The following is a 24,896-nucleotide window of genomic DNA, read 5'->3' on the forward strand; positions in this document are numbered from 1 at the left end:
TCTTTGGCCCCTTAAAGACTCGCCAACGGGCAACGCCCAGCGAGCCCTTCGGCTCAGTCAGCGTCGCCTGCGAGCGACGGCTCAATCGTTGCCGGAATCTCCGCCTGCAGCGCGTCGAACTCCGCCGCATTCGCCCCGTCGCCCGGCTCCCACCCCCGCTCGCGCGCCTCCGTGGCGAGTCCTAACTGACTCGTCGCGGCGCCAGGATGCGTGATCCGAGCCAACGAGATGTTCCACATCCAAAAACCATCCGCCTTCTCAGTCACCGCCGTCCAATAGCTCGCCGATCCAGTGAGCCGCCATTCCGGCGTCAGCCAGAAATGAACGCCCGCCTCCGGGTAGATGGCCAAAACGCCGTCTTTGCCAAGTTCGTCGGCCTCGTCAATTTGCCCATCCGCGTCGTCGTCGATGAAATTCGGACTATCTTGAAACATTTTGGGCGTAAATCCACCGTACGTTCCGACGCCGACGAAAGGCGCCAACCGCGACGGCGATTGCACACGCGCCCCAATCGTCGCGCCGCCGGTAGCCGAAGCTTCGCCTTCGTACAGCAGGCCTGCGAGCCCGCCGTGCCACTCCAGATACGAGGTAGGATAGTGAAACCAACCCGCTTCACCACCCATCGCAAACGGATCGCCCGCCCCCGACAGCCCGGCGTAGGGGCCGCCCTTCCCCTTCACATGCCGCGCGTCGACCGCCTGCTTCGTCATCTTCGCCACGTTGTCGGTGTGGTGCGGGTACTTCGCCGCGTAGTCGGAATCGTCGCGTGCCCAGCGCGAACCACTGCAACCGGCGGCCAGCGCTAACCCCAGCAACACGATGCCCCAGCGTGGCAACATGGAATGATGAAGCCCGTCGCAGGGGTTGGGGGGGACTAGAAAGAAAAGAGGCGGCGTAGCGTATCGTGTCGCTTCCCGCGACGCGATAGGGACTCTCCCCCAGATGGGTTGGCAGACTTGGCGGTTTGCGCATCCCAGGTAAGGCACCCTCGGTTTCGCTCCTAAGAATTGCGCATCCCCGCCTTGAAATCAGCCGGCCCCCTCCGCTTTGTCGCGGGTTTTCCGCAACCCTCAAGCGTATAATGGTTTAGGCATCTTCACATTCCCTTCATCCGACTGACGCCCCCGCTTCACACATGCCACAACCCATTGTGTGATAGCACCTTACGAAAACCACTAACTGTTGTTTGACGCCTTCTGGCGGCGGTGTAAGATCGTCCCCTCACCTCCGCTGGATATGGTGTCCAACTGGGCATCCAACACCATATATAGTGGAATTTATTGATCCACCCCGGGCTTTTCCGGGGTTTGTCATAGCGACTCCCCAAAATGTAGTACGGAAGTACTACGATCGACCGGCGACGATGCCGATTGATTGCTGGGGTGTGTACTTTTGTACACAATGGTAGGATGCCCTTCTGACTGATCCGAAACAGGAGGTTTGATTATGGCGATGGCCGACGCTTCGCTCGCTGCACGCACCCAATCCCGTCCCGCTGGCTCCACGCGCAGTGCCGCCAAGCGATTCCATGGACGGCTCAAGATCGACGCCCAGTTCTGCCCCGTCGAGGTGGCTGACGTCTACGACACCGTTCAATGGGACGTTCGCAGCGCCGCCATCAAGGGCGAGAACGGCGAAGTGTTGTTCGAGCAAACCAACTGCGAAGTGCCGCAGTTCTGGTCGCAGCTCGCCACCAACGTCATCTGCAGCAAATACTTCTACGGCGAAGTCGGCACTGAACAGCGCGAATACAGCGTCCGCCAGCTGATCCACCGCGTCGTCCGCACGATCACCGACTGGGGTCTCGAAGACGGCTACTTCGCCACCGCCGAAGATGGCGAGCGATTCTGCCGCGACCTGTCGTGGCTCTGCCTCCACCAACACGGCGCCTTCAACTCGCCCGTGTGGTTCAACGTCGGCCTCTACCACCAATACGGCGTCACCGGCGCCAAGTGCAACTGGCGCTGGGATCCGCAAACCCGCGAAGTCGTTCAGCCTGAGAACCCCTACGAGTTCCCCCAAGGCTCGGCCTGCTTCATCCAGCACGTCGACGACAACATGGAAGACATCATGGAGCTCGCCCGCAGCGAGGCCATGTTGTTCAAGTTCGGTAGCGGCACCGGCACCGACCTCTCGACGCTCCGTTCGCATCGCGAAAAGCTCGCTGGCGGCGGCAAGCCCTCGGGCCCCCTTTCCTTCATGCGGGTTTACGACCAAGTCGCTGCCGTGGTGAAGTCGGGCGGCAAGACCCGTCGCGCCGCCAAGATGCAGTCGATCAAGGTCTGGCATCCAGACGTGATGGAATTCATCGAATGCAAGTGGAAGGAAGAGCAAAAGGCTCGCGTCCTCATTGAAAAGGGCGGCTACGAGTCGAACTTCAACGGCGAAGCCTACAGCTCGATCATGTTCCAGAATGCGAACCTCTCGGTTCGCCTGACGGACGACTTCATGCACGCCGTCGAGAAGAACGCCGAGTGGACCACCCGCTGGGTCACCGACCCCAAGAAGGCCGGCCCCTCCTACCAAGCTCGCGACGTCCTCAACCGCATGGCCGACTGTGCGTGGCACTGCGGCGATCCGGGCGTCCAGTACGACACGACGATCAACAACTGGCACACCTGCCCGAACAGCGGTCGCATCAACGCCAGCAATCCGTGCAGCGAGTACATGTTCCTCGACGACACGGCCTGCAACCTGGCGAGCATCAACCTGATGAAGTTCCGTCAGGAAGACGGCACGTTCGACGCCGATCGCTTCCGCGCGGCTTGCCGGCTCTACTTCATCGCCCAGGAAATCTTGGTCGATCACGCCAGCTACCCGACGCAAGACATCGCTCGCAACAGCCATGCCTTCCGTCCGCTGGGTCTCGGCTACGCGAACCTCGGCAGCCTGCTGATGGCGGGCGGCATGGCCTATGACAGCGAAGCCGGTCGCGGCGTTTGCGGCGCCATGACGGCCCTGCTCCACGGCGCCGCCAACCTGACGAGCGCTGAACTTGCCGAAGCCGTCGGCACGTTCGAAGGTTTCGAGCTCAATCGCGAACCGATGCTCCGCGTCATGGAAATGCACCGCGCCGCGACCGAGCAAATCAAGCCCGAGTGCCCCGAGTACCTCCGCGATGCGTCGCGGCAAGTGTGGGACGAGGTCGTCGCCGCTGGCGCCGCTCACGGTTTCCGCAACGCTCAGGCCACCGTGCTCGCCCCCACCGGCACCATCAGCTTCATGATGGACTGCGACACCACCGGCATCGAACCTGATATCGCCCTGGTGAAGTACAAGCAGCTCGCCGGCGGCGGCATGCTGAAGATCGTCAACCAAACCGTCCCGGCCACTCTCGCCACCCTCGGCTACGAGCAACCCGAGATCGAGTCGATCATCGACTACATCAACAAGGAAGATACGATCGAAGGCGCCGCCGATCTGAAGCCCGAGCATCTCTCGATCTTCGACTGTGCGTTCACGCCGCGCAACGGTACGCGCAGCATCGCCTGGCAAGCTCACGTCACAATGATGGCCGCCGCTCAGCCCTTCCTGTCGGGCGCCATCAGCAAGACCGTCAACATGCCCCGCGACACGACGACCGAGGACATCGCTCAGGCCTACTTCGACGGCTGGCGTCTCGGCCTGAAGGCCCTCGCGATCTATCGCGACGGCTCGAAGGAAAGCCAACCGCTGAACACCGGCACCGAAGCCGATAAGGCGAAGGCCAAGGAAGTCGCCGCCATCGCGAAGCCCCGCCGCGAACGGTTGCCCGACACCCGTCAGTCGGTCACCCACAAGTTCAACGTGGCTGGTCACGAAGGCTACATCACCGTCGGCCTCTATCCGGACGGCCGCCCGGGCGAGCTCTTCATCACGATGGCCAAGGAAGGTTCGACCATCGGCGGTTTGATGGACGCCTTCGGCACCGCGGTCTCGATGAGCCTGCAGTACGGCGTGCCGATGGAAGATTATGTTCGCAAGTTCAGCCATATGCGGTTTGAACCTCAAGGACATACGAAGAACCCCGACATCCGCATCGCGAAGAGCCTGATCGACTACATCTTCCGCTGGATGGGAATCACGTTCCTCCCCGGCTACAAGGAAGCGAGCTTGGGCCTGCCGCTCGAAGGCCCCAGCCCGGCCGCAAACCCTGCCGGCGACGACGAGGTTTCGGACACACAGCACAAGCCCGTCGCCAAGAAGGCCGACGGGCTGACCAGCAGCTCGGAAGCAAAGCCCGCCGCGGCCAAGTCGGAATCATCGAAGCCGGCAAGCTCCACTGAGCGAGCCGGGTCGTCCCCGACCCCGGCCGCCAAGACCAATGGCCACACGAACGGTCACGGCAAGAACGGCAGCAACGGCAACAGTTCTAACGGCAACGGCAACTCCTTCTACAGCGCCAAGCTCCTCGAACGAGCCGGCGTGCTGACGAAGAGCGACGCCGCCAGCCCCAACATCCGCAGCGAACAGTTCGCGCAGTTCCAAATCGACGCCCCGGCGTGCGACGGCTGCGGCGCGATCACCGTCCGCAACGGCAACTGCTACCTCTGCCACAACTGCGGCAACAGCATGGGCTGCAGCTAAGCGAGAAGAAAAAGGCGAGCCGCGGGGTTCACCCCCGCGGCCTTGTCTTCCCCTCGCGAAAGAACCCTGTCACCCCGAGGTACTCCGAGGGGTCCGGCCAGAGTTCCGCAGCGAGCAAAAACCGGGTGACACCGCAACGGGCGTCGAACGAGCTACGAGCTTGTTCGACGCCCGTTCTATGTAATCCCAGGATAGCGAGCCATGAAAGAAGACTTATTCGCTCTTATAGGTGGACGCTTGGAGAAAGTCTGCACCCGCGACGTACCAGCCTACGAACGCGACCCGAGCAAGACATGGATTGGCAGCTCACCTTGGCATTTAGACCTCAAATCTTTCACACTAACCCACGAACGAGAACATATCAGCACTGCCTTCAGCGTCGACCCGTCTGTGCTATTCCATACACAGATAGTCGAACTTGGCCCCCGAACTCTAGAAGGACGTCGAGTACAAACACCAACTGCTACTTGGTTCGAGATAAGCAACCATCTATACCACAACCCTCATTTCCGATTCGAGTTCTGCACGAGCCCCGAGAAACTTGAGCACTTCATCGCCGCTTCTCACTGGCTTGACGGATGCGAGACAGTTGTCGTAACGCCCCGCAGCAATGACAAAGGCCGCGATGTAATTGCAGAAAACAAGTGGACGCGAATCCTCCATGAAGCGAAGGCGTACAACCCCAATCGACGCGTAAAAGCAGAGCAGGTACGAGCACTGTGGGGTGTTTTCAGTCGCGACAAGGATGCCACGTGCGCTGCAATCACGACAACAGCGGACTTCGCACCTGGTGTGCACGACGAGTTTCACGATTTGCTCTCTAATGAGTTGCACCTATTTAATGGCGAAGACTTTGCGAAGCACATTAACCGTATAACAACCACAATCTCGGCCGCTTCCCTCAGTCGTCGATTGTTCTCGGAAGCTGGCGGTCAAATTTCATGCGTTCAAGGACGCGTCCTTCCGAAGCGAAAGCAATTGACCTTTGAACAATTCAAACAATTGCGAGATGGTTAAGCCAGCGTAGGTTAACCCCAAGCGGCTACCACGGATGGCGCCAACACTCTCGCGAAACCGCTCTTCCATTCCTAACCGCCCGCCCGCCAGCGTGTCCGTGCTGCTTCAAGCAATAAGAGGCGACGCGACTTAGAACCACTGTCATCTCGTCGGGAATGGGACCCCAGCACGCTGCCCGTGCCTCTCTCGTCGGCCGCCCCCCTCTTCCGTTCGCAGTGCTAGCTCTTGCGGGATTTCTCAGAATCTCCTCCAACAGCTTTCCTCCCAAGAACTTCCCCTCGCTCCTTCTCCTGCCCTGGCCGCCGTGGGGGGCGCAAAGCTTTTGATTACTCTGACCTCCACCGGGTGGTCAGCCTCCTCGAATGCACCATAGCCTTACCAGTCGCGCGAGCCGACAAGGAACAGCGGCTGGCTTCTTGGTGTATTCCCCCCAAAAGACTGGCGAGTCTTCCATCGTTAGCGAAAAGCAATGCAACTAGGATCAGATCACTTATGAAAATTAATGACATTTCACATCCGTTTTAAATACTTTCAACCACCCACCTTGAAAAAGCACAAGCAAAGTGCACATTACTTGCCGGACAGTCGCCACATCCTCCCACTTACCTTGGAGATTCTTATGCCTTCTCAAAGTCCCGCGCTTCTGGCAGCGATGAAACTCGCCGTGAAAGCAAACCCAAAAAACAAAAATGGAGTATGGGCCGTTTTGTATAAGGACAATAACTACGGTGGTAAGCCTTTGCTGATAGACGATGCCGGGCAAACCACGATGCCTAACGGTTGGGATGATGAAGCGACTTCCGCAATTGCAGGCCCGAACGCGGTATTTCGACTATTCCATAAGGCAGGTTACCAATCCGCTCACATCACGCTATTACCTGGGGAGGAGATTTCGAATCTTAAGCTTGTGGGAATCCACGACGGCGGCTCATCGTATAAGCTTTGGGATGCCAATGCTCTGACGCCCCCCTACTAGCAATTTTGACTTATGAATTAAACCGATACCCTGGTAAAATTAGCTTTTGACTCCGAAAACTATCAACCAGGGCATCGGTTCTCTTCTCAAAAAACCAAGACGTGTCCAATAGACATCGGCTCCCCTTGCAGCTAACGCGGGTGGCACCGACGCCCTGGCGAAACGCCTCCTCCATTCCAAACTGCTCCAGCCGCCAGTGTGTGGGTGTTGCATCAGCAACACGAGGCAAGCCGCGTGTAAGCTCCATCACCTCCTGTCGCTGGCGCGACCCCGACACGCGGCCGGCATTGTTGCACGGAATGGCTCGTCGTTCGCGGCCGAGTGTCGCGGCCACCCACAATCACTCGCTACCCTTCTCCAATCGCTTTCCTTCCAAAAACTCCCACACGCGTTCGTTCTCGCGGCGCGGCCAACCATGGCCGAAACCCTCAATCATCCGGAACTCTACCGGATGCCCCGCCCGCTCGAACGCTTCGTAACCTTTTCGAACCATTGCCGGCGGGACTTGGCGATCGCGGTCGCCGACGAGGAACAGCATTGGGCACTTGTTGGCCGTCTGCAGCGGGCTGTCGCCGAGCGGATCTGGCAGCCAGCCGCAGCCGACGACGGTGGCGGCGATCTGGTCGCTGCACATCGCGGTGAGCGCGTTCGCCGCCGCGCCGCCCTGCGAGACGCCGAGTAGGTAGATCCGCTGCGGGTCAACGTCGTACTCGCGGACGACGAAGTCGCACATGGCGTTGAAGAACTTCGCGTCGGGTTCGTAGATGCCTGGATTCTCCGGCGGGATGAACGGCGGCCAGTTGAGCATTCGCCCCTGCAAGTAGACGAGCAGGAAGCCCTTTTCGATCGCTAGGCGGTCGAGTTCCGTGTACGCGGCCATTTCGTCGACGGTGTCGAGGGCGCCGTGGAGGGCGAAGATGACTGGGATGTTGTGATTGGGTTTGGCGGGGGTTGGGTGTGAGGGAAAGACCGAGGGGATGAACCCCTCGGCTCGCTTGTCGACACTTGGCGCTACGAGTCGGTACTCGCGTGGCTCGCCGTCGATGATTATCGAGCCGTGCACCACCGTAGCTTGCGGCTGCCAGGACCATGTGGCGAAAGCGCCGACGAGCAGGGAGAGAATCCCCACGCCGACGGCCCTCTTCCAGCGCCTCTGCCCTGTCGGTAATGCACGATCAGCTTCCATCGACGCCGAACTCACCACGATTAGGAAAGCCGAAAAACCGCTCCGCCGGCCGATCAGAGGTAAATGGACGGCGGCCACCAGCCGATCGTCCCGAAAATTGCGGCCTTCACGCAGAAAACCCTACAAAAACAGGCCTGCAACGCCCTTGAAAAATATGACAAATACTTCCTTCCAAGTGATTGCCGCCCCTGCATCGGGCAGTTAATCTACAGCCTGGCAATTGTATTACCATTCAATCGCCTCCCTTTTCTCGACGATCTATTCTTGGCACGCCTCCGCCCCCCCGCATACCTGGCGGAACAGCACGCACTCACTCAAAGCAATTAAGCAAACCCGCGGAACAGGCTGAGAACGAGAGCAGCCTCTCTCGCGCGACACCACCTTTTCTTCATCACGAGGTCAGACATCATGAAGCGAATCTTGCTGTGCGTCGCGGTCGTTGCCGCGTTATTCGCCAGCACCGCCCAAGCGGCAACCGTCTACGACATCTCCGCCGGTTTTGATACGGCGAACAATCCCAGCACGCTCGGCCCGTGGAGCTACGGCTCTTCGACCGGCTTGTCGTTCGTCCCGCTGCCGCTCACCGGCGGCAGCAATCCGATCTATCATTGGCGGTCGGCTTCGGAAGAGGTGTACATCGAAAAGAACACCTCCGCCTCGTCGACGGTCGACTCCTTCGGCCGTTATTGGCCTGCCGGTCAAGTTACCATCCATCCCGGCAGCGCCGAATACGGCGTCTTGCGATTCACGGCGCCTGTCGCCGGCACGTACAACTTCAACGTTGGGTACACGGGCAACAGCCCCGCGAACACGACGACCGACGTGCACGTCGTCCTCAACGGGAACCTCGCTCCGCCGCTGTACAGCGGACTGGTCAACAGCGCTCAAGACGTCCCGAACGGCATCAACGGCGCCGGGCCGACCTTCACGGACACGGTGACGCTGGCGGCCGGCGGCACGCTCGATTTCGTCGTCGGCAACGGCGGCAACGGTCATCCCAACGACCTCACGGGCATCTCTGGTTCGGTCACGCTCGTTCCCGAGCCGGCGACTTTGCTGTTGGCGACGCTGGGCGTCGCTGCTTGCGGTGCGGTTCGCCGCCGCCGCGACTAGGACGACACGGAGCGATCAATCGCGTCCACGCCAATGGGGTCGGGAGTCTTATGCCACGAGCGGCAAAGGCTCTCGACTCTTTCTTTGCGTGCCATGAACGCTCTCAGCAAGCACCGTCCAATCAAGTATGCCAACCAGGGCTACCCGAACTCGCGGTAGCGACTATCGCCGTTGCCGACGGCGTGCCGCCAGGCAACAGGCGAATCCGCTGCAAACTAACGCAAGCGTCGTCGGCTCGGGGACCGGATTGAGCAGGAACCCGCGAACTTCCAACGGCACGCCGCCTGGCCCGTCGGGGTCGTACGAACCGATGCCAACGATCTGGCCGCGGTCATTGATGCCGCGAACTCCATATAGCTGCCAGCCAGCGCCGGTGGAGTCGAGCAAGTCGCCCAAGTTCTGCATGCCGCCGCTGCTGGTCCAGAGAAACGACAAGCCGTTAATAAGATTGGCCGATGAGCTACTGGTTGCGGAATCATCATCAGCGACGCCGACAACCATTCCAGCGTTATTGACATCGACCGCGCGACTTTGCAATCTACCGGGCAACAGCCCCAAATCGGACATGACGCCCGTTGAGCCGTTGGGAACTTGCGGATTCCAGAACATCGCGTGCCGGCGATTGCCGACGACCGTGTCGCCGGCAACCTGCCCGACGTCGTTGATCTCCGCAGCAGAACTCGCGAGCCCCATCGGAGTCGCACTGAGCGGATACCGCACGCCGGCGAGGCCATTGGGGACGGTGGGAATGAAAACAAACGCCCCCTTGGCATCGACGCCAGCGATGTCGCCCCGCTCGTTGATGCTGTTGAGGACGACGTTCGTCCCGCCGCCGCCGCCGAAGAGCGTCATCGAACCGGTCGCCCCGTTGGGCGTCGATGGCTTCCAAATATAGGATTGCCGACCCCCGCCGACGAAATCCCAGCCGTTCACGAGGATCGTCCCGTCTTCGCCGATATCCGGGCCGATGGGCCCTTCGAGATTCCCGCTAGGCCCAGGCGGGTACATTGCCTGCGAGATGGCGCCAGACGCGCCGTTTGGCAGATCGGGGGTCCAGAAGGGTTGGCTCAACGCCCCGGAGAGTATGCCGGGGCTTTTGCTGAGAATCTGCCCATAGTTATTCAACCGCACGCCATCCCAAAGCCCCGTCCCGAAAGCGATTGACGTCGGAGCGGTCGCCCCTGGCTGCAGTAGCCCCGCGACAGGCGAGCCAAATCGAGGAGGCATGACGCCGGCGACCTGCCCTTGCTCGTTGATGTCGTCAGGCTGGAAGCCAGCCAGGTCAACTAACCGATAGCTTGGCGCCGCGTACGCGTCGAACACGCTGCACAGCAATGCCGCAATGACTCCCAGCCAGACACGCACGCAGCAGATTCTCATGAGACGCCTCGACAAGAGTTAATGACCAGAAAACCACGACGACTCGTAAAACTTTGATTAATGTAACTTCTCGGGAGCCATATGTCGATTATTCGCGACTGCAGCCGCGGGAATGCAATACGCTACGCTGCCCGCCGGTTCAAAGAACCGGGCATTCATCCCCCCCGGTTTGAAGAACCGGGGGCTAAGCGGGGGGGTGGGGTTTTGGCGTGGACATTTTGTCGCCAAACGCATTTTTGGCGACAAAATGCTCTTGGTCCTCTGGCTGCGGTTCTTGCGGCGGCGATGTCGATGGCGCCGCGCGGCGGGGCTCGATGCAGGGGGATGCAAGCTTGCCCTCCAGGCAGTGCTCTTTGCCTGGAGCGCATGCGGTTCGCTCGCCGCAAGCCGGCGGGAAATCGGCATCCACTTCTGCGAGGGCGAGTTCGTAGAGGTCTTCACGCGACGGCGATGGATCGCTGGGCGCGGCTGGCGGGACCATGCATCTTGGCGCCGCAGCTTGCGCCGCGGGGGCGTCTTCGATGACGGTTGCGTCGTCGTCGGGGTTGTCTTCTACCGAGGGGATGAACCCCTCGGCTCGCTGGACGCCCTCTTTGGCTCGCTGGATGAAGCCCTCGGCTCGCTCGGCGTCCGCCTCGTCCTGCTTGATGAACGTTTCGGCTAGCTTGCGGTCTTCATCGTTGAGGAAGGCGGGAACGCCCGGGGCTTGAGTGAGCAGTTTCCAGCGGAGATGATTGCCGAGCGGCGTTTGCGGGAGCTTCGGCGACCGCGGATGGCCCCAGGGGCCGAGGTTCGGGAAGCAGCAGTCGAGGGCCCGTTGGCAGGCGGCGTCGATGAACGGGAATAGACGCTCCTGCTCGGCGGGCGGCAACAGCTGCAGCACTGCTTCCATCACCGCGTTGACGGCATGGTTCACTTGACCGGCGTGCGCCATGTTGGTCGGGCGGCGAGCGTATTGCTCGGGCCGGGTTCGCTCGAGCAACCATGCGGCAGCCCGCCAGTGGGTGCGGGCGGCGGCTTGCATCAGCTTGAGCGGATCGGGCGGCGCGCTGAGCGCCAGGAGCAACTCGTGGTCGAAATCTTCGTCGTACTTGCGTTCGCGCTGCACGGTGCGCAGCGAGACGCCGATCGCTTCGGCGGCCTCGACGAGCGTGGAACTTTCGCGAACGAGTTGGCAGAGCTTGACCCGAAGTTCGGGCGTCAGGACGCGGTTGCGGCCGCGGATGTATTGGCGTTTCATTGTTGTCCCCCGTTGTGTTGAACTTGCGTTGAGCGCAGTGCTCGGCCGCGGCAGGCGCCGGCGGCACGAAGTGAACGTGCGTTCACACTACTATATTGGTCGAGGGAATCCAATAACCGATTTCCGGCCACCTTGAGGAGAATGCGCGCGGAGTGGCGCGAGCCCCCGGTTTGAAGAACCGGGGGCTAAAAAGGGCCGGGGTGGCCGGGAATTGGGGGTTGGCGCTTGCCTCTTGTGGCTGCGCCGCCCAGGTAGGCGAGTACGCCAACCTGGGCTACCCGGTGGGCCACCCAGACGATCAGCGCTTGCGACGGCGACGGTGCATCGCGAGGGTTGCGGCTGCGGTGATGGCGAGGAACATCGTGGCGGGTTCGGGGACGGTGATCGCTTCCAAGCGGAGCGATACCTGGTAAGGCGAGTAGTCGACGGCCCAGTGGTAGGCGAGGCCATCACGGTGCGAGACGGGGGCGTTGTCGAACGTTCCCGCGACGCCGCCAAGCGCGGTGATGATTGGGAAGGCGTCGCCGATTTGCGGGGCGAAGGGGACGCCGCTGGCGTCGAAGAGCAATACCTCCAGCAAGCCGTCGAGCGTCGCGGCGCCATCGGTGACGAGCAGGTGGTCGTAAGATTCGCCCAGCGCGTCACCGCCGACGCGGACTTGCAGCGTGCCGTCGTCGTCGTTCACGAACCGATTGACGGCGACCAACGCGGCCAGGTCGGGCTCGATGCCGCGGAACTTCAAGCGACCGTGGTTCTCCAGCCCGGCGGCATCGAAGACGACCGTGTGATGAATGCACATCTCGCCGCCGAGGCCGTTGATAATCGTGCCCGCGCCGTTGATCTCCGCTCCACTGAGGAAGTGAGACTCGCCGCGCAGTCGCAGTTGCGAAGCGGCTGAGGCGAAGTTCAGCTGTGCATCGGGCCAGAAGAACACGTTGGCGCCGATTTCGACCTTCGTGGCGTCGACGTTCATCTGGCCGTTCATCACGAAGTGAGCGCCGTCGATCCGATTGACGAACAGCACGGGGTTGCCGGAGAGATTGAGCACGCCATTCATCGACCAACCAAACTGCGTACCGCCGCCGAGGTTCATCGTGAGCTTTCCCAAGAATCCGCCGCTGATGGTCATCTCGCCTTCGAAAAAATCGAACGGTTCGGTTTTCGTCGTGACCGCGTTGATGACGAAGGGCGCCGCGATATTCCAGTTCGTGTGATTATCCTCGCCGCTGAAATCGAACAGGCCGGCATTGACCACCGTCGGCGACGTGACGGAAGCGTCGCCGTTTTGCTGGGCGCGGCCGTTGACCGTGATGGTTCCGGCCCACTCGGTAGCGCCGTTGAAGTTGACCTGCCCGCCGTGCTCTCCGATGCCGTTGGTGTTGAAGGTTCCCCCCTCGACGCTGGTGTCGCCGAGGAAGATGAGGCGATCGTCCTCGCCAACGACGACGTTCGCCGTGGGGGCGAGCGTGGCGTCGGCGGCGACTTCGAGCGTCGCCGTCCAGCCGCCGACGTCGATTCCGCCAGCGAGCGTGACGCGGTCGCCGCTAATGACCGCTCGCTCGGCCGGGCCTTGATTGCCGAGCTGGCCGAACACGTCGATGAAGCTCGACGCATCAGCGGTCCAAGTGCCGACGCTCATGTTGAGCCGAGCGTACGGGCCAAGCGTGATCAATCCACTGAACGCGTCGGTGATGGCTCCACCGCTGAAGCTGAGCCGAGCGACATCGCTCCCGCTGACCAAGATTTCGCCGTTGCCGGTTTGTCCGTCGAGATCGAACGCGCCGTCGTTCGTTTGGATGCAATTGATCACGCCCGCGCCCGCCGCGACTAGGCCGTTGTTCGTGAGCGTCGTCCCCGTTCCCGAGAGTTGAACGCCGCCGTTGTCGTTGAAGAGGCCGCGAATCTGGCCGTTCACGATCAAGTCTTCGCTGACGCCGATGATGCCATTTTGCAGCCAGACGTTAGACTCGGCGCCGATGATGAGATCATGAGTGAAATAGTCGGTTCCGAACCCGGCGTCTTCAACGTTGAGTCGCGTGTTGTCGCCGCTGAGCGTCGTGTCGCCGGCGACGATCATCACGTGCCCTTCGTTTTGCAGGGCCATGCCGTTGGAAATTTGCAGCCCGGCGATCGTTGCGTCCTGATTGAGGAAAACGGTGTGGTTGACGACGCCGGGGAGGTTGCCGAGGCGGACGACGTCGGCCGCGCCCGGCGCGCCGGCCGGCGTCCAGCGGGCTGCATTCGACCATGAATCGCTGTCGGCGGCGTTCCACGACTTGTCGACGGCGCGGGCTGCGGGTGCACTCCCTAGTGCGAGCAGGAGGCCGATCGTACCGGCGAGCCAAATGCGGTTGCTGCGTGTTGCGTTCATCGCTGTTCCCCTCGAAGTTGGCGAGGCACTATCGCCGCCCCTGTTGCGGCGTGCATCGCCTATAGAAGGGAAACGCTAAAGGCGTGGCTTGGCGACAGGGTTCTCGGCGAGAGAAATGGCGCTTGCCGGTTGCGGCCGCGCGTGCCCCCGGTTTGAAGAACCGGGGGCTAAAAGGGGGCGGAAGCGGTCTATTGCTCGACTTCGAGCGGCCAAGCATAATCGAGTAAGCAGCCCCCCAGGTTGGGGGCTCTCTGCCGGGGGCAGGCCGCACTCTTTTCCCGGCGCCGGGGTTCCGCGCGACCCCATCGTTCGTTGACCCCACTGTTTCTGCATCCGGAGTTCGCTAATGCGCCTGCTCTCACTCTGCGCGCCGGCTTTGGCCGTCGCTGCTGCGCTCGGTCTGTCGACCGGCGCTCGCGCCGCCAATCTTGGCGCCGCTAACGCCTTCAATGGCTTCGTGTTCGGCAATCTCACTTCTCACGGCCAAGACACCGAAGGTCGCCTCGCGGTTGGCGGAAACTTCACGGCCAGCAGCTATGGCGTCGGTTCCGGCGGCGTCGGGCCCGCGGTGCCGATCACCAATCCTCGCACCGACGTGCTGGTCGTAGGCGGGAACATGAACGCCCAGGGCGGGTGGCAAGTGTTCAACGGCAACGCCGTGTGGGGGACGAGCCTCACCGCCGCGCCGACCACGACCAACGGCATCACCTATCAGGGCAATCCGGTCAACTTTGCCGCGGCTCAGGCCGACCTCACCGCGAAGAGCGCGGCCTGGGGCGCCCTGGCCACGAACGCTTCGGTCGTCTTCGACGGCTACTCGACGCTGACGCTCACCGCGACGAACGCCGGGCTGAACGTCTTCAACGTCTCGGAAAGCGTGTGGGAAGCGACAAGCAACAAGCAGATCGTCAACAGCTTTCCGAACGCGACGCTGCTGATCAACATCGCGGGGAGCGACGTCACGCAGTTCGGCGGCATGTCTTACAACGGCAGCAGCTCGCCGAGCAACAACCACGCGGGCGTGTTGTTCAACTATCCCACCGCAACGACCGTGCAGACGAACAACATTGCGATGCTGGGCAGCTTGTTGGCGCCGAACGCGGCGCTGACGATCAACGGCGGCGGCATTAACGGCGTCGGCGTGGCGGCGAGCGCGCTGCAGCAGAGCGGCGGGGAGTTCCACAACTTCACGTTTGGCGGCGATATTCCGTATACGCCGATCGTGCCAGAGCCGGGGACGTGCGTGTTGGCCGGCGTCGGGCTGGCGGCGATTGCGGCGAAGCGACGGGCGGCTAAGTAGTTTTGCTGCACGCTTGAAGTGAATGACGGCCCTGGCGGGCGCGACTCGCCGGGGCCGTTTTTTGCACGCGAAGAGGGCAAGCATTTAAGGAAGGCACATCCTGAGGTCCCCTCCCCTTGAAGGGGAGGGTTAGGGAGGGGTGACGGCAGCGGGTACCAGGGTTCGTTACCCCCTCCCCAGCCCTCCCCTCAAGGGGGAGGGAGCCACAGCATAGCGCAAGCGAGTGGAGACCAACAACCCGATCAACCTACGCATGATCTCGGGACTCCAACTCAACATTTAGCGGCAAGGCGGCGTCTCCCGGCAGCTCATCTGCGAGGATTGCTCGCTCCTCAGGCGTATTGGCCTCATCGACTTTGGTCGACTGCAACGGCCCCGAAAGGGCCAGCAGGTTCCCCGCGACGATGCACGCGCCGCCGGCCGCCATCGCAAACGTCATCTCTTCGCCGATGAAGTAGTTCACCACCAGCGCCGCCGGGAGTTGCAGGTAGCCGAGGACGCTGGTGAGTTGCAGCGGCAACTCGGTCGACACTTGCACCCATAGATAGTGGCCGAGCAGCGTGACGACGACACCGAGGTGAAACACGAGCCACGCATCGCGGGCGGTCATCGACCACTCGGCCGCCGGGGCCATCACCAGGAAGACCGGCAGGGCGAAGACGAACATGCCCCAGGTGCGGAGTTCGTTGTCGAGGTGGGCGTGGCGTTGATGGAGCATCGGCAATGCGGCGTAAAAGGTTCCGCTGAGGATGCCGACGAGCAGGCCGAGCAGTTGCCCGTCGGCGCCGTCCTCCATCGGTACGCAAAGCCAGCTTCCCGCCATCGCGAGCGCGACGCCGACCATCGCCAGCGCGCGCGGCCGACCGAAGCCGAACAGCCAACCGAGCAGCGGCAACTGGACGCCGCATGTGGAGAAGCCGATGGCGCCGATCGAGGCGCTCGCCATCTTGATACTTTGGAAGTAGGTGAGCCAGTGGAGGCCGAAGAAGAGGCCGACCGCTGCGAGCAGGCGCCAATGGCGGGCGACCTCGCTACGGAGTTCGCTGAAGGAGGCGCGGCGGCCGACGGCGAGGATAATCGACATGCCGATCGCCGAGAGACCGAGCCGCCAGACGCCGAGGGCGATCGAGTCGACGCCGATCGCTCGAATGGCGGCCGGGGCGCTGCCGAACAGGACCGTGGCGACGGTCACTTTCAGCAGCGACGATCGGTAACTAGCCAATGGTGGGCATCCGCGCGGAAGAAACTACGCCCGCCGGCGACGCCGAACGGCGAGTCCCGCCGCGGCGCCGAGCGTCAACATAGCGGCGGCAGGCTCTGGCACAGCATGCGCCGCGGGGGCGGCGCCCGTCAATCCGGAGTTGCGCTGCCAGATCATCATGTCCACGCCGTCGGTGACGCCGTCGCCGTTCGCATCGCCGGCAGCGGTCTGGCCGAAGGCGGCTCGCCAGATCGCCAGATCGGCGCTATCGACGAGCGTATCGCCATTGAAGTCGCCCATTAGGCTGGCGCTGACTGGCGTCACTCGGAAACTGAGACCGTACCGCACGGCGACGCTGCGCGTTTGGAAGAGCATCGTGTAGACGCCGCTCTCCAGCGGGGGCGTGAATCCTGTCGCCCCCACGCCGAGGGCGATGTCGTCGAGGATGTTCTCGCCCACATGGCCAAGCTGGGGGTTCGTTGGAAAGTTAACCCACCCGAGCATCGCCGGCGGAATGATTTCGCTTCCCGCACCGGCGGTCCATACGGCCCCTTGCTGAATTCCCGCGAAGACCGCGTTCATGTCCTCATGGAAGGTGACCGTGATGGCGCCCAACACGTAGTTGGCCGGGACCGTGATCTGCAGGAAATCGAAGTCCGTGGCGCTGGTTTCGGCGAGCAGATCGTTGAGACCGGGGGCGAGCGCGAACGGCGTCGGCTGCAGCGGATCAGTGGAGAGATCGCTGGCGGTGAACTCGCTGTACGACGCGGCGCGGGCCGCGCTCGCAGCGACACAAATAGCCAACAGGCCCGAAAGAAAAACGTTCGTCTGCATCACGCCGATGCTCCCGCTCGCTCGGCGCATGCACCGACGGGGGAAACTCTACGCAGCAGCGTCACACGAACGGAAACGGAATGTGCACTTCCGTCTCTTCTCGCTCAGAGAGCGCTGCGGCTCGCCAGCCAAGCGCTTCCAAGCGACGAGCAACGCCGACCGTGGCGTTGCCTACGTTATCGATTTCAGCCCGTGATCGAGCTGATGCGGATCTTCGTGCAAACCGAGCGGAAGCCGGTCTTCTTGCGAAAGTTCTTGCGACGGCGAAGTTTCTGGACGACGAGCTTCGGGCCCTTTTCCGGACCGATGACTTCGGCGACGACGCTGGCGCCGCTGACGAGCGGGGCGCCGAGCTTCAGCGAGCCGGAGCCGTCGCTGACGGCGAGGACGCGATCAAAGGTCAGCTTTGCGCCGGCGGCCAAATCGCGGTAATCGACCAGCAGTTCCTGGCCCTGCTCAACCTTCAACTGCTTACCGCTGTCTGCAATGATCGCGTACATGTGACTCGTCCGAAAAAAGCGTGAATCCAAGGGTGGGCCGATTTAGCCCAATCGAGCCCTGTAAATTACCTGATTTGCCGCGGGGCGTCGAGGGGTGGTTCGCCACAACGCCGGCCTTCCCGCTGGGGGGGGCTGGCAAACGGCCCGATTTGCCGTCGAACGCCCGTTTTCAACTGAAAACGGCCCGGTTCACTCGCCGCCGGGCCGCTCCGGCAGGCCGAACGCGGCCGGGTCGGACTGGCGGATGGCCTCGACTCGTTGGGAGATCATCGGCATCGCCGGGAGTTCGCTGTAGAACTTTGCGCTGGGGTCGACGCCGTGGGCCTCGTGGCGGGCGATCATCTGGCGGATGGCGGGGATGCGGGCGGCGGCTGGGAGGATGAGGAGCCAAGTGGCGGCGAGGGCTACGGCGTAGGCGGCCAAGCGGGTGGCGCGGGGAGCGGGGGCGCCGGGGGCGGGACGCCCCGGCTCGCTGGTGGGGATCGATGGGTGAGGAGGATTACTGGGCAAGGGCGGCGGCGGTGTCGGGGTAGAACTTGGTGAACATGAGCCACGCCATTGCCAGGGTGATCGCCAGGTTCAGCGTCTGTCCGCAGAGGTAGAGGATCAGCGGTTTGCCGCCGGCGAGGTACTGCTTCAGTTCGCGGAAGTTCGTTTCGAGCCCGATGCTGACGAACGCCAGGCAGAAGCACCAACCGCGGAGCGTCTTCGACGTGGCGGTCGCGGCGCCGACGAGGACCTTCCCCTCATCCCCGCTCGTCGAGATGAGCGAAAAGAGAATCGACGCCGCGATGAAGCCGAGGACGAACTTCGGGAACCGCCGCCAAATTTCCGCGAGGCTCGGTCGCGCGCCGTCGGGCGACTTCTCCACGCACGTCACCCAGTACATCGCCACGCCGAACGCGACGGCGCCGATCAGGATGTTCTGAATCATCTTCACCGTGGTGGCGACGAGCAGCCCCGTCTCGCCGAGGGCGTCGCCGGCCGCGGCGACGGCGCCGGTCGAGTCGATCGTCCCGCCGATCCACGCGCCGCCAAGAACCGGGCCGAGTTCGAGCCAATCGATCACCGGCGGCATCACCACCATCATGATCACCGTGAACGCGAGCGAGATGCCGATCGCCAGCGAGAGCTCTTCCTTCTTCGCCTTACACGCCGCGGCCGTGGCGATCGCGGCCGAAACGCCGCAGACCGACATGTCGGCGCTGATCACCATGTTGAGCGACTTCGATTCGATCTTCAGGACCTTCTGCCCGAAGATGTAGGTGAGAATCAGCGTCGTCGGCGTGGCGACCCAGGCGATGAACACTCCAGGCGGGCCGAGTTCGAGCAGTAGGTGAAATAGCACCTCGGCGCCGAACATCACGAGGCCGGTTTTGATGTAGAACTCGGCCCGTACCGCCGGCTGCAGCCAGCGCGGCGTGCCAACGGTGTTGCTGATGAGCAGCCCTGCCGTGAGCGCCCACAGGGCGTACTCCAGGTTGAGGTGTTTGACGACCTTCTGCCCGGCGAGGAAGTAAGCAAAGATCGCCAGCGCGAAAACGGCAACGAAGGCGAGCGGAAAACCGCGGACGCGTTCGCGCATCCCCGCGAGACCGGCCGAGAAGAGCGCGAGCAGCGCGACGAAGACGCACGCCACGCCCGGCACGACGCTCGCGCCCTGCTTGTCGACGAGCGCGTCGAGCGGATTGCTCACCCACGAGCCGAGGTCGGTCGACCGCACAGCGAGTGGGTTAACCACCTTCTCGCCGCCCATCGATCCAACAAAAGTCGCAGCGAGCGCCAAGAGCAGCACCGACCACCCGAGCCAAATCGACCAAACGTCCTCGCTGAGCCACGGCGATCGCGGGCGATTCTCTTCCATCACGCTCAAGCCACCAAACGAACATAGCCGCCAAAAGGCACAGAAATCGCGAAGAGAAAAACTCTTCGCGTCTCTTGCGCCTTCTGGCGGCTACATATTCTGAAACTACATCCCCTCGATGCGAACCTCACGCCCGCTGGCGTCTTCGCAGTCGAACTTGAGGAACTCCGGCGAGAGATCTTCGCGGCTGATCACCAACACTTGCACGGTGTGCTCGTCTTCCATCCGCGTCAGTTCGCGACGCTTCCGGTTGTTGATATAGCTCGCCACTTCCTCTTCGACCGTCACCGCGATCCGCGCGACGCTGGCGTGTTGGGCGCACATGATCAGTTTGCGGATCACTTCGATCGCCATGCTCTCGGCGCTCTTCACGAGGCCCGAACCGGCGCACGCGGGGCATTCCTTGTAGACGCTCCGCTTGAGGCTCGGCCGAATGCGCTGCCGCGTCATTTCGATGAGGCCGAACGGGCTGATGCGCAAGATCTTCGTGCGGGCGCGATCGCGACGGACCGCGTCGCGGAGGGTTCGCTCAACGATGCGGCGATGGCGATCTTTGCGCATGTCGATGAAGTCGTTCACCACGACGCCGCCGAGATCGCGGAGCCGCAACTGGCGGGCGATTTCGCGAGCGGCGATTTGGTTCAACTGGAAGGCCGACTCTTCCGCGCCGCCGTCGGTGCGGAAGCTGCCGCTGTTGACGTCGATCGCCACCAAGGCTTCGGTCTGGTCGATCACCAGCGACCCCCCGCCTCGCAGCGGGACTTTGCGTTGGTTGATCCGCGCGATCTCGTCGTCGAGCTTGTACTTATGGAACAGCGGTTCCTTACCTTCGTAGAGCTTGAGCCGGCTGACATAGCGCGGCATCACGAACTGCAGGAACTCCTTCGCCCGTTCGTACGCTTCGGCCTGATCGATGTAGATGCCGTCGACGTCGCCCGTGAAGATGTCACGGATCGTCCGGATGATCATGTCGCTTTCTTGGTAGATGTCGCACGGCGCCGGGGCTTTCTTGATCCGGCGGACGATCACCTTCCAGAGTCGCACGAGGTACGCGAGGTCGCGCGACAGTTCCTTCTTCGTCCGGTCGGTGCCGGCGGTGCGAACAATGAAGCCGAGGCCTTTCGGCGGGTTCAGTTCGCGGAGGATATCGCGAAGGCGACGGCGGGCGTCGTCGTCTTCGATCTTGCGCGACACGCCGATGCGGCCGAGCGCCGGCATGAGCACCAGGTACCGACCCGGGATGCTGATGTACGTGGAGAGCGTCGGCCCCTTGGTGCCGATGCCTTCTTTGATCACCTGGACGAGGACTTCGTCGCCGCGGCGGAAGATCTCTTGGATCGGCGGCTTGATGCGCGGCCGCACGCCGGGACGCATGCGTTTCTGCGCGGTGCGACCACCGCCGCCGCCATTCGGCCCACGACGGGTGGCGCGGCCGTTGTCGCCGACTTCTTCCAAGTCGTCGTCTTCGTTGTCGTCATCGTCATCATGGCCGAACTCGTCGTCGTGCTGGTCGCGCTCGTCGCGACGCGGCGGTCCGCCGGGCGAGATCTCGACGTCGGGATCGTACCCGCCTTGGCGGAAGTATTGCGGCTCGACGTCGCTGATGTGCAAGAAGCCGTTGCGGCCGACGCCAAAGTCGACGAACGCCGCCTGGATGCTGGGCTCCAGGTTGACGATCTTCCCCTTGTAAATGTTGCCGACGTAGTTGTCTTGGCTACTCCGCTCGATGTACAGCTCTTCTAAAACCCCGTCTTCGCAGATGGCAATCCGGCACTCTTCCGGCTGCGCGACGTTAATCAGCATCTCCTGCTTCATGGAAACTCTTTCTTAAGTTGGATGGCGCCGCGCGACGCCCGACCGGGCTCGCGCAGCACGCTGACCAGATGGCCTCGGCATCGAGACGAGGAGCGGCCGACGCGGCGAAGCAGCCAGCGACGCGCCGCGCTAAGCGCCGGCTCCGTCGATCGTGGCCATTCATCGCAATCGCGTTCAACAAGGTCGCTCTCGTCCGCCCAAGGCGAAAATTTACGTAAGTCTCTAACTGACGATCCGAAGCCAAAAGGCTGCGGGATGGTTGCTTCTAAAAACTGAACTTGGGCAACCGCTTTTCGTGGCGTGACGCCGGCGGCTTGCCAGCGAGAGGCCCCAAGCGTGTACCCAGTTCTGAACTGGCGGGATGCCACTGGCGCCCAGAAATACTCTCTCGTCTCCGTTACTCTGTTATTTGCTTTATGTTTTTCTTTGAGTCGTCGCGTCTTCGTGGTTCGTCTTTGTCTTAAACCGGGAACTCCGGGAACACTCTCGATAGCTCTTCTTTCAAGTAGGTCTTCACGTCGCGGGCCGTTTCCAGCGCGCGAACTTGTTCTGCAACGCGTTCGCACTGCTCGATCGAGACGCTGCGACAAACGCGCTTCACTTCGGGGATCGCCGAAGGAGTGACGCTAAGCGTCCGCAAGCCAATGCCGAGCAGCAGCATCGTGTATAAGGGATTGCCGCACATCTGGCCGCACATGCTGATCGGGCGATCGAATCGCTTGGCGGTTTGCACGGCCATGTCGATCAGCCGAATCACCGCCGGATCGGCCGCCGTGTACAGGCTCGCCACATCCTTGTTGCTGCGATCAACGGCGAGGCAGTACTGAATCAGGTCGTTCGTGCCGATGCTGAAGAAGTCGGACTCTTCGGCGAAGCGATCCATCATGATCACCGCCGAGGGAACCTCGACCATCATCCCGACGGGGATGTTGCGATCGAACGGGATGCCCGCCTCTTCGAGATCTTCCATCGCGTCGGCGAGCACCATCTTCGCTTGCCGCAGTTCGAGCATCGTGCTCACTAGCGGGAACATCAGCTTGATTTGCCCGTGAGCGCTAGCTCGCAAGATGGCCCGCAATTGGACGCGGAACATGTCGCGGTTCTTCAGCGCGAGCCGGATGCTGCGCAGCCCGAGGAACGGGTTGCGTTCATCTTCGGGATCGGGGAGCGTCCGCATCTTGTCGGCGCCGAGGTCGAGCGTCCGCATCACCACGGGCTTGCCGTGCATTTCCCGAGCAACTTCGCTGTAGGCGGCAAAGTGCGCTTCTTCTGGCGGGTCGTCGTCGCGGCCGAGATACAGGAACTCGGTGCGGTAGAGACCGATGCCGTCGGCCCCGCGCTCATCGCATTGCTGCACTTCCGAGGGGAACTCGATGTTGCCGAGCATCGTGATGCGGCAACCGCAGGTCGTCTCGGCCGGCAGATCGCGGAGCGTTTCGAGTTTGACGGCGAGCGACCGTTGCTCTTCGACTTCGTGGCGGTAGCGGGCGAGGGTTTCTTCGTCCGGGTGGAGGAAGATGAGGCCCTGGTCGCCGTCGATGATCACCGTCTCGCCGCCCGAGACGTCGGTGAGGAAGTTGCCGACACCGACGACAGCGGGGATGCCGAGGCCTTCGGCGACGATTGCCGTGTGGCTGCCGGGTCCGCCGACCTCGGTGACGAGGCCCATCACGAACTGCGGATTGAGATTGGCCGTCTCGCTGGGCGTGAGGTTGTGGGCCAGCACGAGCACCGGCGAGGTGACGTGGGCCAGCTCTTGCCGGGCGGTGCCGAGCAGGTGCCGCAGCAGCCGCTTCTGGATGTCGAAAATATCGTTGGCCCGTTCGGCCATGTACTCGCCGTCGAGCGACTGGAAAACCTTGGCGTATTTGCCGAGTGCGCGGCTGACCGAGTACTCCGGCGAGTAGTGCCGGGTGCGGATCATCTCTTCGAGCTCTTGCCGCAGACGCCGATCGTTCAGCATCTGCAGATGGGCCGAGAAGATGGCGGCGACTTCATCGCCGAGCTCTTTGGCAACGCGGCCGCGATTGCGGTCGACCTCGGCCGTGGCGGCTTCGATGGCGCGATTGAGGCGCGCAAGCTCCTCGCTGACGGCGTCGCGTCCGACGAACCGCCGCGGAATGCGGAATCCTTCGTTGTCGAGGATCAGGGCTTCGCCGATTGCCACGCCGGGCGAAACTGCGATCCCTTGGAGGCGTTCCATAGCGCCCTCGCTTTGGGGGCGCGCCGGCGTTCGTGCTGCTGCGACAAGCATCCGCTCGCTAGGGCCCGCCTTGCCCCGGCGTCGTCAAAATCTTCGTGCAACGCGCCCCGCGCGTCGGCCAGCGCCGCTGCAGAGCGGCGAGGCTCGGTCGATTTCTTCGGTGTTTGCTTATCGCTCAGGCAGCCTTCAGCCTGCGCGCCTTGTCAATTCGGTCCGCCAGCATCCCCAACGGATGGCGACGGTGTTTCGGTGGATATTCATCACCCCGAGGTTCGACGAGCGCCGCTGGGGCGAACGCTCGGCGAACCTCGACATGATGAACCGCATCGGGCCGGACTCTTGCAGCCGGCCCGCCACCTCAACCGCCGTCCGAACTCGTCGGAGGCTGACTTTCTGTTTGTTCTAGCACGAAGCCGTTGGCGATAAACCGCGCAAGCGCGTCGACCGCCTGTTCGGCGTCGTCACCGCGAGCTTCTAGCCGCAGTTCGACGCCGGGTTCGGCGCCGAGGGTGAGCATGTGCATGATGCTCTTCCCGTCGGCGCGGAGGTTCTCGCGAACCACCTCAATCTCACAAGGAAACTTCATCGCCAGCCGCACGAACTGCTCGGCAGGTCGGATGTGCAGGCCCAACGGATCCTTGTCGCTAATGACGACGACGCGTTGTGCCGCGGACGATGACATGAACTAAGTAGCGGTCAGCTTTCAGCGATCAGCTTGCAGCCCAACCTTCTCCGTACAAAGTGGCGAGTTTCGAGTTGCGAGCTGCGAGTAATAGGGGCGAGCCGAATTCACTCGCAACTCGAAACTCGCTACCCGCAACTCCTCTACGACCCAAACTGATTGTTGTCGGCTTCTTCCAAGAGCTGCCAGACGTCGCCGGGCTCTTTGCTTTGCTTCAGGAAGCGGCAGAACGTGTCGTCGCGCAGCTGGCGCGAGATGTTCTCGAGCGCCCGCAAGTGATCGCCAGGGCGATCAGGCGGCGAGATCAGCAGGAAGAGCAAGTGGACCTTCTCGCCGTCGAGGCTATCGAAGTCGACCCCCTCGTCGCTGACGGCGACGGCGCCGATCAATTCGTGAACGCTGGGGTGCTTCGTGTGGGGCACGGCCACGCCGCGGCCGATGCCGGTGCTGCCGAGCTCTTCGCGCTTCAAAATCGCTTCCACGATGCCGTCGTACTGGTCTTGGGCGATCTTGCCCGCTTCCAGCAGCGACGAGGCCATGGCGCGAATCACGTCTTCCTTCGTATCCGCTTCCACGTTCGTGCGGATGGCGTTGCGATTGACGAAATCAACGAACTTCATAACTCAAAGTATCCTTCGCTCAATGAAT

Annotated in this window: 20 protein-coding genes; 6 read left to right on the forward strand and 14 right to left on the reverse strand. The window is 62.4% G+C overall.

The window, feature by feature from the left end; all coding sequences use genetic code 11:
* Nucleotides 1–53: 53 nt before the first annotated feature.
* The gene (locus PLANPX_RS25465) at nucleotides 54–839 is read right to left on the reverse strand and encodes a hypothetical protein (protein WP_152101440.1); all 786 of its coding nucleotides are present in this window, start codon (nucleotides 837–839) and stop codon (nucleotides 54–56) included.
* Between the two features lie 613 nt (nucleotides 840–1,452).
* Between PLANPX_RS25465 and PLANPX_RS25470 the strand changes: the two genes are divergently transcribed.
* The 3 genes from PLANPX_RS25470 (at nucleotide 1,453) to PLANPX_RS25480 (ending at nucleotide 6,559) form a co-directional block, all read left to right on the forward strand.
* A complete protein-coding gene (locus PLANPX_RS25470; RefSeq protein WP_420844087.1) occupies nucleotides 1,453–4,566 on the forward strand; it encodes a vitamin B12-dependent ribonucleotide reductase in 3,114 nt (1,037 codons plus the stop codon).
* A gap of 201 nt (nucleotides 4,567–4,767) precedes the next feature.
* Nucleotides 4,768–5,583, forward strand: coding sequence for a restriction endonuclease (locus PLANPX_RS25475; protein WP_152101442.1), 816 nt, complete (start codon nucleotides 4,768–4,770; stop codon nucleotides 5,581–5,583).
* A gap of 502 nt (nucleotides 5,584–6,085) precedes the next feature.
* Complete coding sequence (locus PLANPX_RS25480) at nucleotides 6,086–6,559, forward strand: hypothetical protein (RefSeq protein WP_152101443.1); 474 nt, start codon at nucleotides 6,086–6,088, stop codon at nucleotides 6,557–6,559.
* 340 nt (nucleotides 6,560–6,899) lie between these two features.
* Here the strand turns inward: PLANPX_RS25480 and PLANPX_RS25485 are convergent, their stop codons facing one another.
* Nucleotides 6,900–7,688 (reverse strand): alpha/beta hydrolase family esterase, encoded by a 789-nt coding sequence (locus tag PLANPX_RS25485; protein ID WP_172992331.1) that lies wholly within the window; start codon nucleotides 7,686–7,688, stop codon nucleotides 6,900–6,902.
* Nucleotides 7,689–7,808: 120 nt separating this feature from the next.
* On the opposite strand from PLANPX_RS25485, the gene PLANPX_RS25490 reads away from it, so the two are divergent.
* Together PLANPX_RS25490 and PLANPX_RS25495 are read left to right on the forward strand one after the other, a co-directional pair.
* Nucleotides 7,809–8,072 (forward strand): hypothetical protein, encoded by a 264-nt coding sequence (locus PLANPX_RS25490; protein ID WP_152101445.1) that lies wholly within the window; start codon nucleotides 7,809–7,811, stop codon nucleotides 8,070–8,072.
* 81 nt (nucleotides 8,073–8,153) lie between these two features.
* Nucleotides 8,154–8,858: a PEP-CTERM sorting domain-containing protein gene (locus PLANPX_RS25495; RefSeq protein WP_152101446.1), complete on the forward strand. Its 705-nt coding sequence runs from the start codon at nucleotides 8,154–8,156 to the stop codon at nucleotides 8,856–8,858.
* 162 nt (nucleotides 8,859–9,020) lie between these two features.
* Here PLANPX_RS25495 and PLANPX_RS25500 read toward each other — a convergent pair whose 3' ends face one another.
* From PLANPX_RS25500 to PLANPX_RS25510, 3 genes are all read right to left on the reverse strand, one after another.
* Nucleotides 9,021–10,238 (reverse strand): PEP-CTERM sorting domain-containing protein, encoded by a 1,218-nt coding sequence (locus PLANPX_RS25500; protein ID WP_152101447.1) that lies wholly within the window; start codon nucleotides 10,236–10,238, stop codon nucleotides 9,021–9,023.
* A 184-nt stretch (nucleotides 10,239–10,422) separates the two neighbouring features.
* Entirely contained in the window at nucleotides 10,423–11,478 is a 1,056-nt protein-coding gene (locus PLANPX_RS25505) for a hypothetical protein (protein WP_152101448.1), read from the reverse strand.
* 298 nt (nucleotides 11,479–11,776) lie between these two features.
* Complete coding sequence (locus tag PLANPX_RS25510) at nucleotides 11,777–13,849, reverse strand: hypothetical protein (protein ID WP_152101449.1); 2,073 nt, start codon at nucleotides 13,847–13,849, stop codon at nucleotides 11,777–11,779.
* 346 nt (nucleotides 13,850–14,195) lie between these two features.
* Between PLANPX_RS25510 and PLANPX_RS25515 the strand changes: the two genes are divergently transcribed.
* Nucleotides 14,196–15,149, forward strand: a complete 954-nt coding sequence (locus tag PLANPX_RS25515) for a choice-of-anchor A family protein (RefSeq protein WP_152101450.1) — start codon at nucleotides 14,196–14,198, stop codon at nucleotides 15,147–15,149.
* Between the two features lie 247 nt (nucleotides 15,150–15,396).
* On the opposite strand, the gene PLANPX_RS25520 is transcribed toward PLANPX_RS25515, so the two are convergent.
* The 9 genes from PLANPX_RS25520 to PLANPX_RS25560 all read right to left on the reverse strand — a co-directional run bounded on the left by PLANPX_RS25520 (nucleotide 15,397) and on the right by PLANPX_RS25560 (nucleotide 24,868).
* Nucleotides 15,397–16,371 (reverse strand): DMT family transporter, encoded by a 975-nt coding sequence (locus tag PLANPX_RS25520; protein ID WP_152101451.1) that lies wholly within the window; start codon nucleotides 16,369–16,371, stop codon nucleotides 15,397–15,399.
* 24 nt (nucleotides 16,372–16,395) lie between these two features.
* The gene (locus PLANPX_RS25525; RefSeq protein ID WP_172992332.1) at nucleotides 16,396–17,184 is read right to left on the reverse strand and encodes a PEP-CTERM sorting domain-containing protein; all 789 of its coding nucleotides are present in this window, start codon (nucleotides 17,182–17,184) and stop codon (nucleotides 16,396–16,398) included.
* A 185-nt stretch (nucleotides 17,185–17,369) separates the two neighbouring features.
* Nucleotides 17,370–17,684, reverse strand: a complete 315-nt coding sequence (rplU, locus tag PLANPX_RS25530) for a 50S ribosomal protein L21 (protein WP_152101453.1) — start codon at nucleotides 17,682–17,684, stop codon at nucleotides 17,370–17,372.
* Between the two features lie 189 nt (nucleotides 17,685–17,873).
* A complete protein-coding gene (locus PLANPX_RS25535) occupies nucleotides 17,874–18,194 on the reverse strand; it encodes a hypothetical protein (RefSeq protein ID WP_172992333.1) in 321 nt (106 codons plus the stop codon).
* Nucleotides 18,184–19,548: a YeiH family protein gene (locus PLANPX_RS25540; protein ID WP_152101455.1), complete on the reverse strand. Its 1,365-nt coding sequence runs from the start codon at nucleotides 19,546–19,548 to the stop codon at nucleotides 18,184–18,186. Before PLANPX_RS25540 ends, PLANPX_RS25535 begins: the two co-directional genes overlap by 11 nt.
* A gap of 105 nt (nucleotides 19,549–19,653) precedes the next feature.
* Entirely contained in the window at nucleotides 19,654–21,363 is a 1,710-nt protein-coding gene (locus tag PLANPX_RS25545) for an Rne/Rng family ribonuclease (RefSeq protein WP_152101456.1), read from the reverse strand.
* Between the two features lie 460 nt (nucleotides 21,364–21,823).
* Complete coding sequence (ptsP, locus tag PLANPX_RS25550) at nucleotides 21,824–23,566, reverse strand: phosphoenolpyruvate--protein phosphotransferase (protein ID WP_152101457.1); 1,743 nt, start codon at nucleotides 23,564–23,566, stop codon at nucleotides 21,824–21,826.
* Nucleotides 23,567–23,924: 358 nt separating this feature from the next.
* Nucleotides 23,925–24,248, reverse strand: a complete 324-nt coding sequence (locus tag PLANPX_RS25555) for an HPr family phosphocarrier protein (RefSeq protein ID WP_152101458.1) — start codon at nucleotides 24,246–24,248, stop codon at nucleotides 23,925–23,927.
* 143 nt (nucleotides 24,249–24,391) lie between these two features.
* A complete protein-coding gene (locus PLANPX_RS25560) occupies nucleotides 24,392–24,868 on the reverse strand; it encodes a PTS sugar transporter subunit IIA (protein ID WP_152101459.1) in 477 nt (158 codons plus the stop codon).
* Nucleotides 24,869–24,896: the final 28 nt, after the last annotated feature.

It is taken from the genome of Lacipirellula parvula (assembly GCF_009177095.1).
In the GTDB taxonomy this organism is placed as follows: Bacteria; Planctomycetota; Planctomycetia; order Pirellulales; family Lacipirellulaceae; genus Lacipirellula; species Lacipirellula parvula.

What these genes read in the sequence shown, in the direction of transcription:
- PLANPX_RS25465 (WP_152101440.1), bottom strand. Translation starts at nt 839, where the DNA reads ATGTTGCCACGCTGGGGCATCGTGTTGCTGGGGTTAGCGCTGGCCGCC.
- PLANPX_RS25470 (WP_420844087.1), top strand. Translation starts at nt 1,453, where the DNA reads ATGGCCGACGCTTCGCTCGCTGCACGCACCCAATCCCGTCCCGCTGGC.
- PLANPX_RS25475 (WP_152101442.1), top strand. Translation starts at nt 4,768, where the DNA reads ATGAAAGAAGACTTATTCGCTCTTATAGGTGGACGCTTGGAGAAAGTC.
- PLANPX_RS25480 (WP_152101443.1), top strand. Translation starts at nt 6,086, where the DNA reads ATGACATTTCACATCCGTTTTAAATACTTTCAACCACCCACCTTGAAA.
- PLANPX_RS25490 (WP_152101445.1), top strand. Translation starts at nt 7,809, where the DNA reads ATGGACGGCGGCCACCAGCCGATCGTCCCGAAAATTGCGGCCTTCACG.
- PLANPX_RS25495 (WP_152101446.1), top strand. Translation starts at nt 8,154, where the DNA reads ATGAAGCGAATCTTGCTGTGCGTCGCGGTCGTTGCCGCGTTATTCGCC.
- PLANPX_RS25500 (WP_152101447.1), bottom strand. Translation starts at nt 10,238, where the DNA reads ATGAGAATCTGCTGCGTGCGTGTCTGGCTGGGAGTCATTGCGGCATTG.
- PLANPX_RS25505 (WP_152101448.1), bottom strand. Translation starts at nt 11,478, where the DNA reads ATGAAACGCCAATACATCCGCGGCCGCAACCGCGTCCTGACGCCCGAA.
- PLANPX_RS25510 (WP_152101449.1), bottom strand. Translation starts at nt 13,849, where the DNA reads ATGAACGCAACACGCAGCAACCGCATTTGGCTCGCCGGTACGATCGGC.
- PLANPX_RS25515 (WP_152101450.1), top strand. Translation starts at nt 14,196, where the DNA reads ATGCGCCTGCTCTCACTCTGCGCGCCGGCTTTGGCCGTCGCTGCTGCG.
- PLANPX_RS25525 (WP_172992332.1), bottom strand. Translation starts at nt 17,184, where the DNA reads ATGCAGACGAACGTTTTTCTTTCGGGCCTGTTGGCTATTTGTGTCGCT.
- rplU (WP_152101453.1), bottom strand. Translation starts at nt 17,684, where the DNA reads ATGTACGCGATCATTGCAGACAGCGGTAAGCAGTTGAAGGTTGAGCAG.
- PLANPX_RS25540 (WP_152101455.1), bottom strand. Translation starts at nt 19,548, where the DNA reads ATGGAAGAGAATCGCCCGCGATCGCCGTGGCTCAGCGAGGACGTTTGG.
- PLANPX_RS25545 (WP_152101456.1), bottom strand. Translation starts at nt 21,363, where the DNA reads ATGAAGCAGGAGATGCTGATTAACGTCGCGCAGCCGGAAGAGTGCCGG.
- ptsP (WP_152101457.1), bottom strand. Translation starts at nt 23,566, where the DNA reads ATGGAACGCCTCCAAGGGATCGCAGTTTCGCCCGGCGTGGCAATCGGC.
- PLANPX_RS25555 (WP_152101458.1), bottom strand. Translation starts at nt 24,248, where the DNA reads ATGTCATCGTCCGCGGCACAACGCGTCGTCGTCATTAGCGACAAGGAT.
- PLANPX_RS25560 (WP_152101459.1), bottom strand. Translation starts at nt 24,868, where the DNA reads ATGAAGTTCGTTGATTTCGTCAATCGCAACGCCATCCGCACGAACGTG.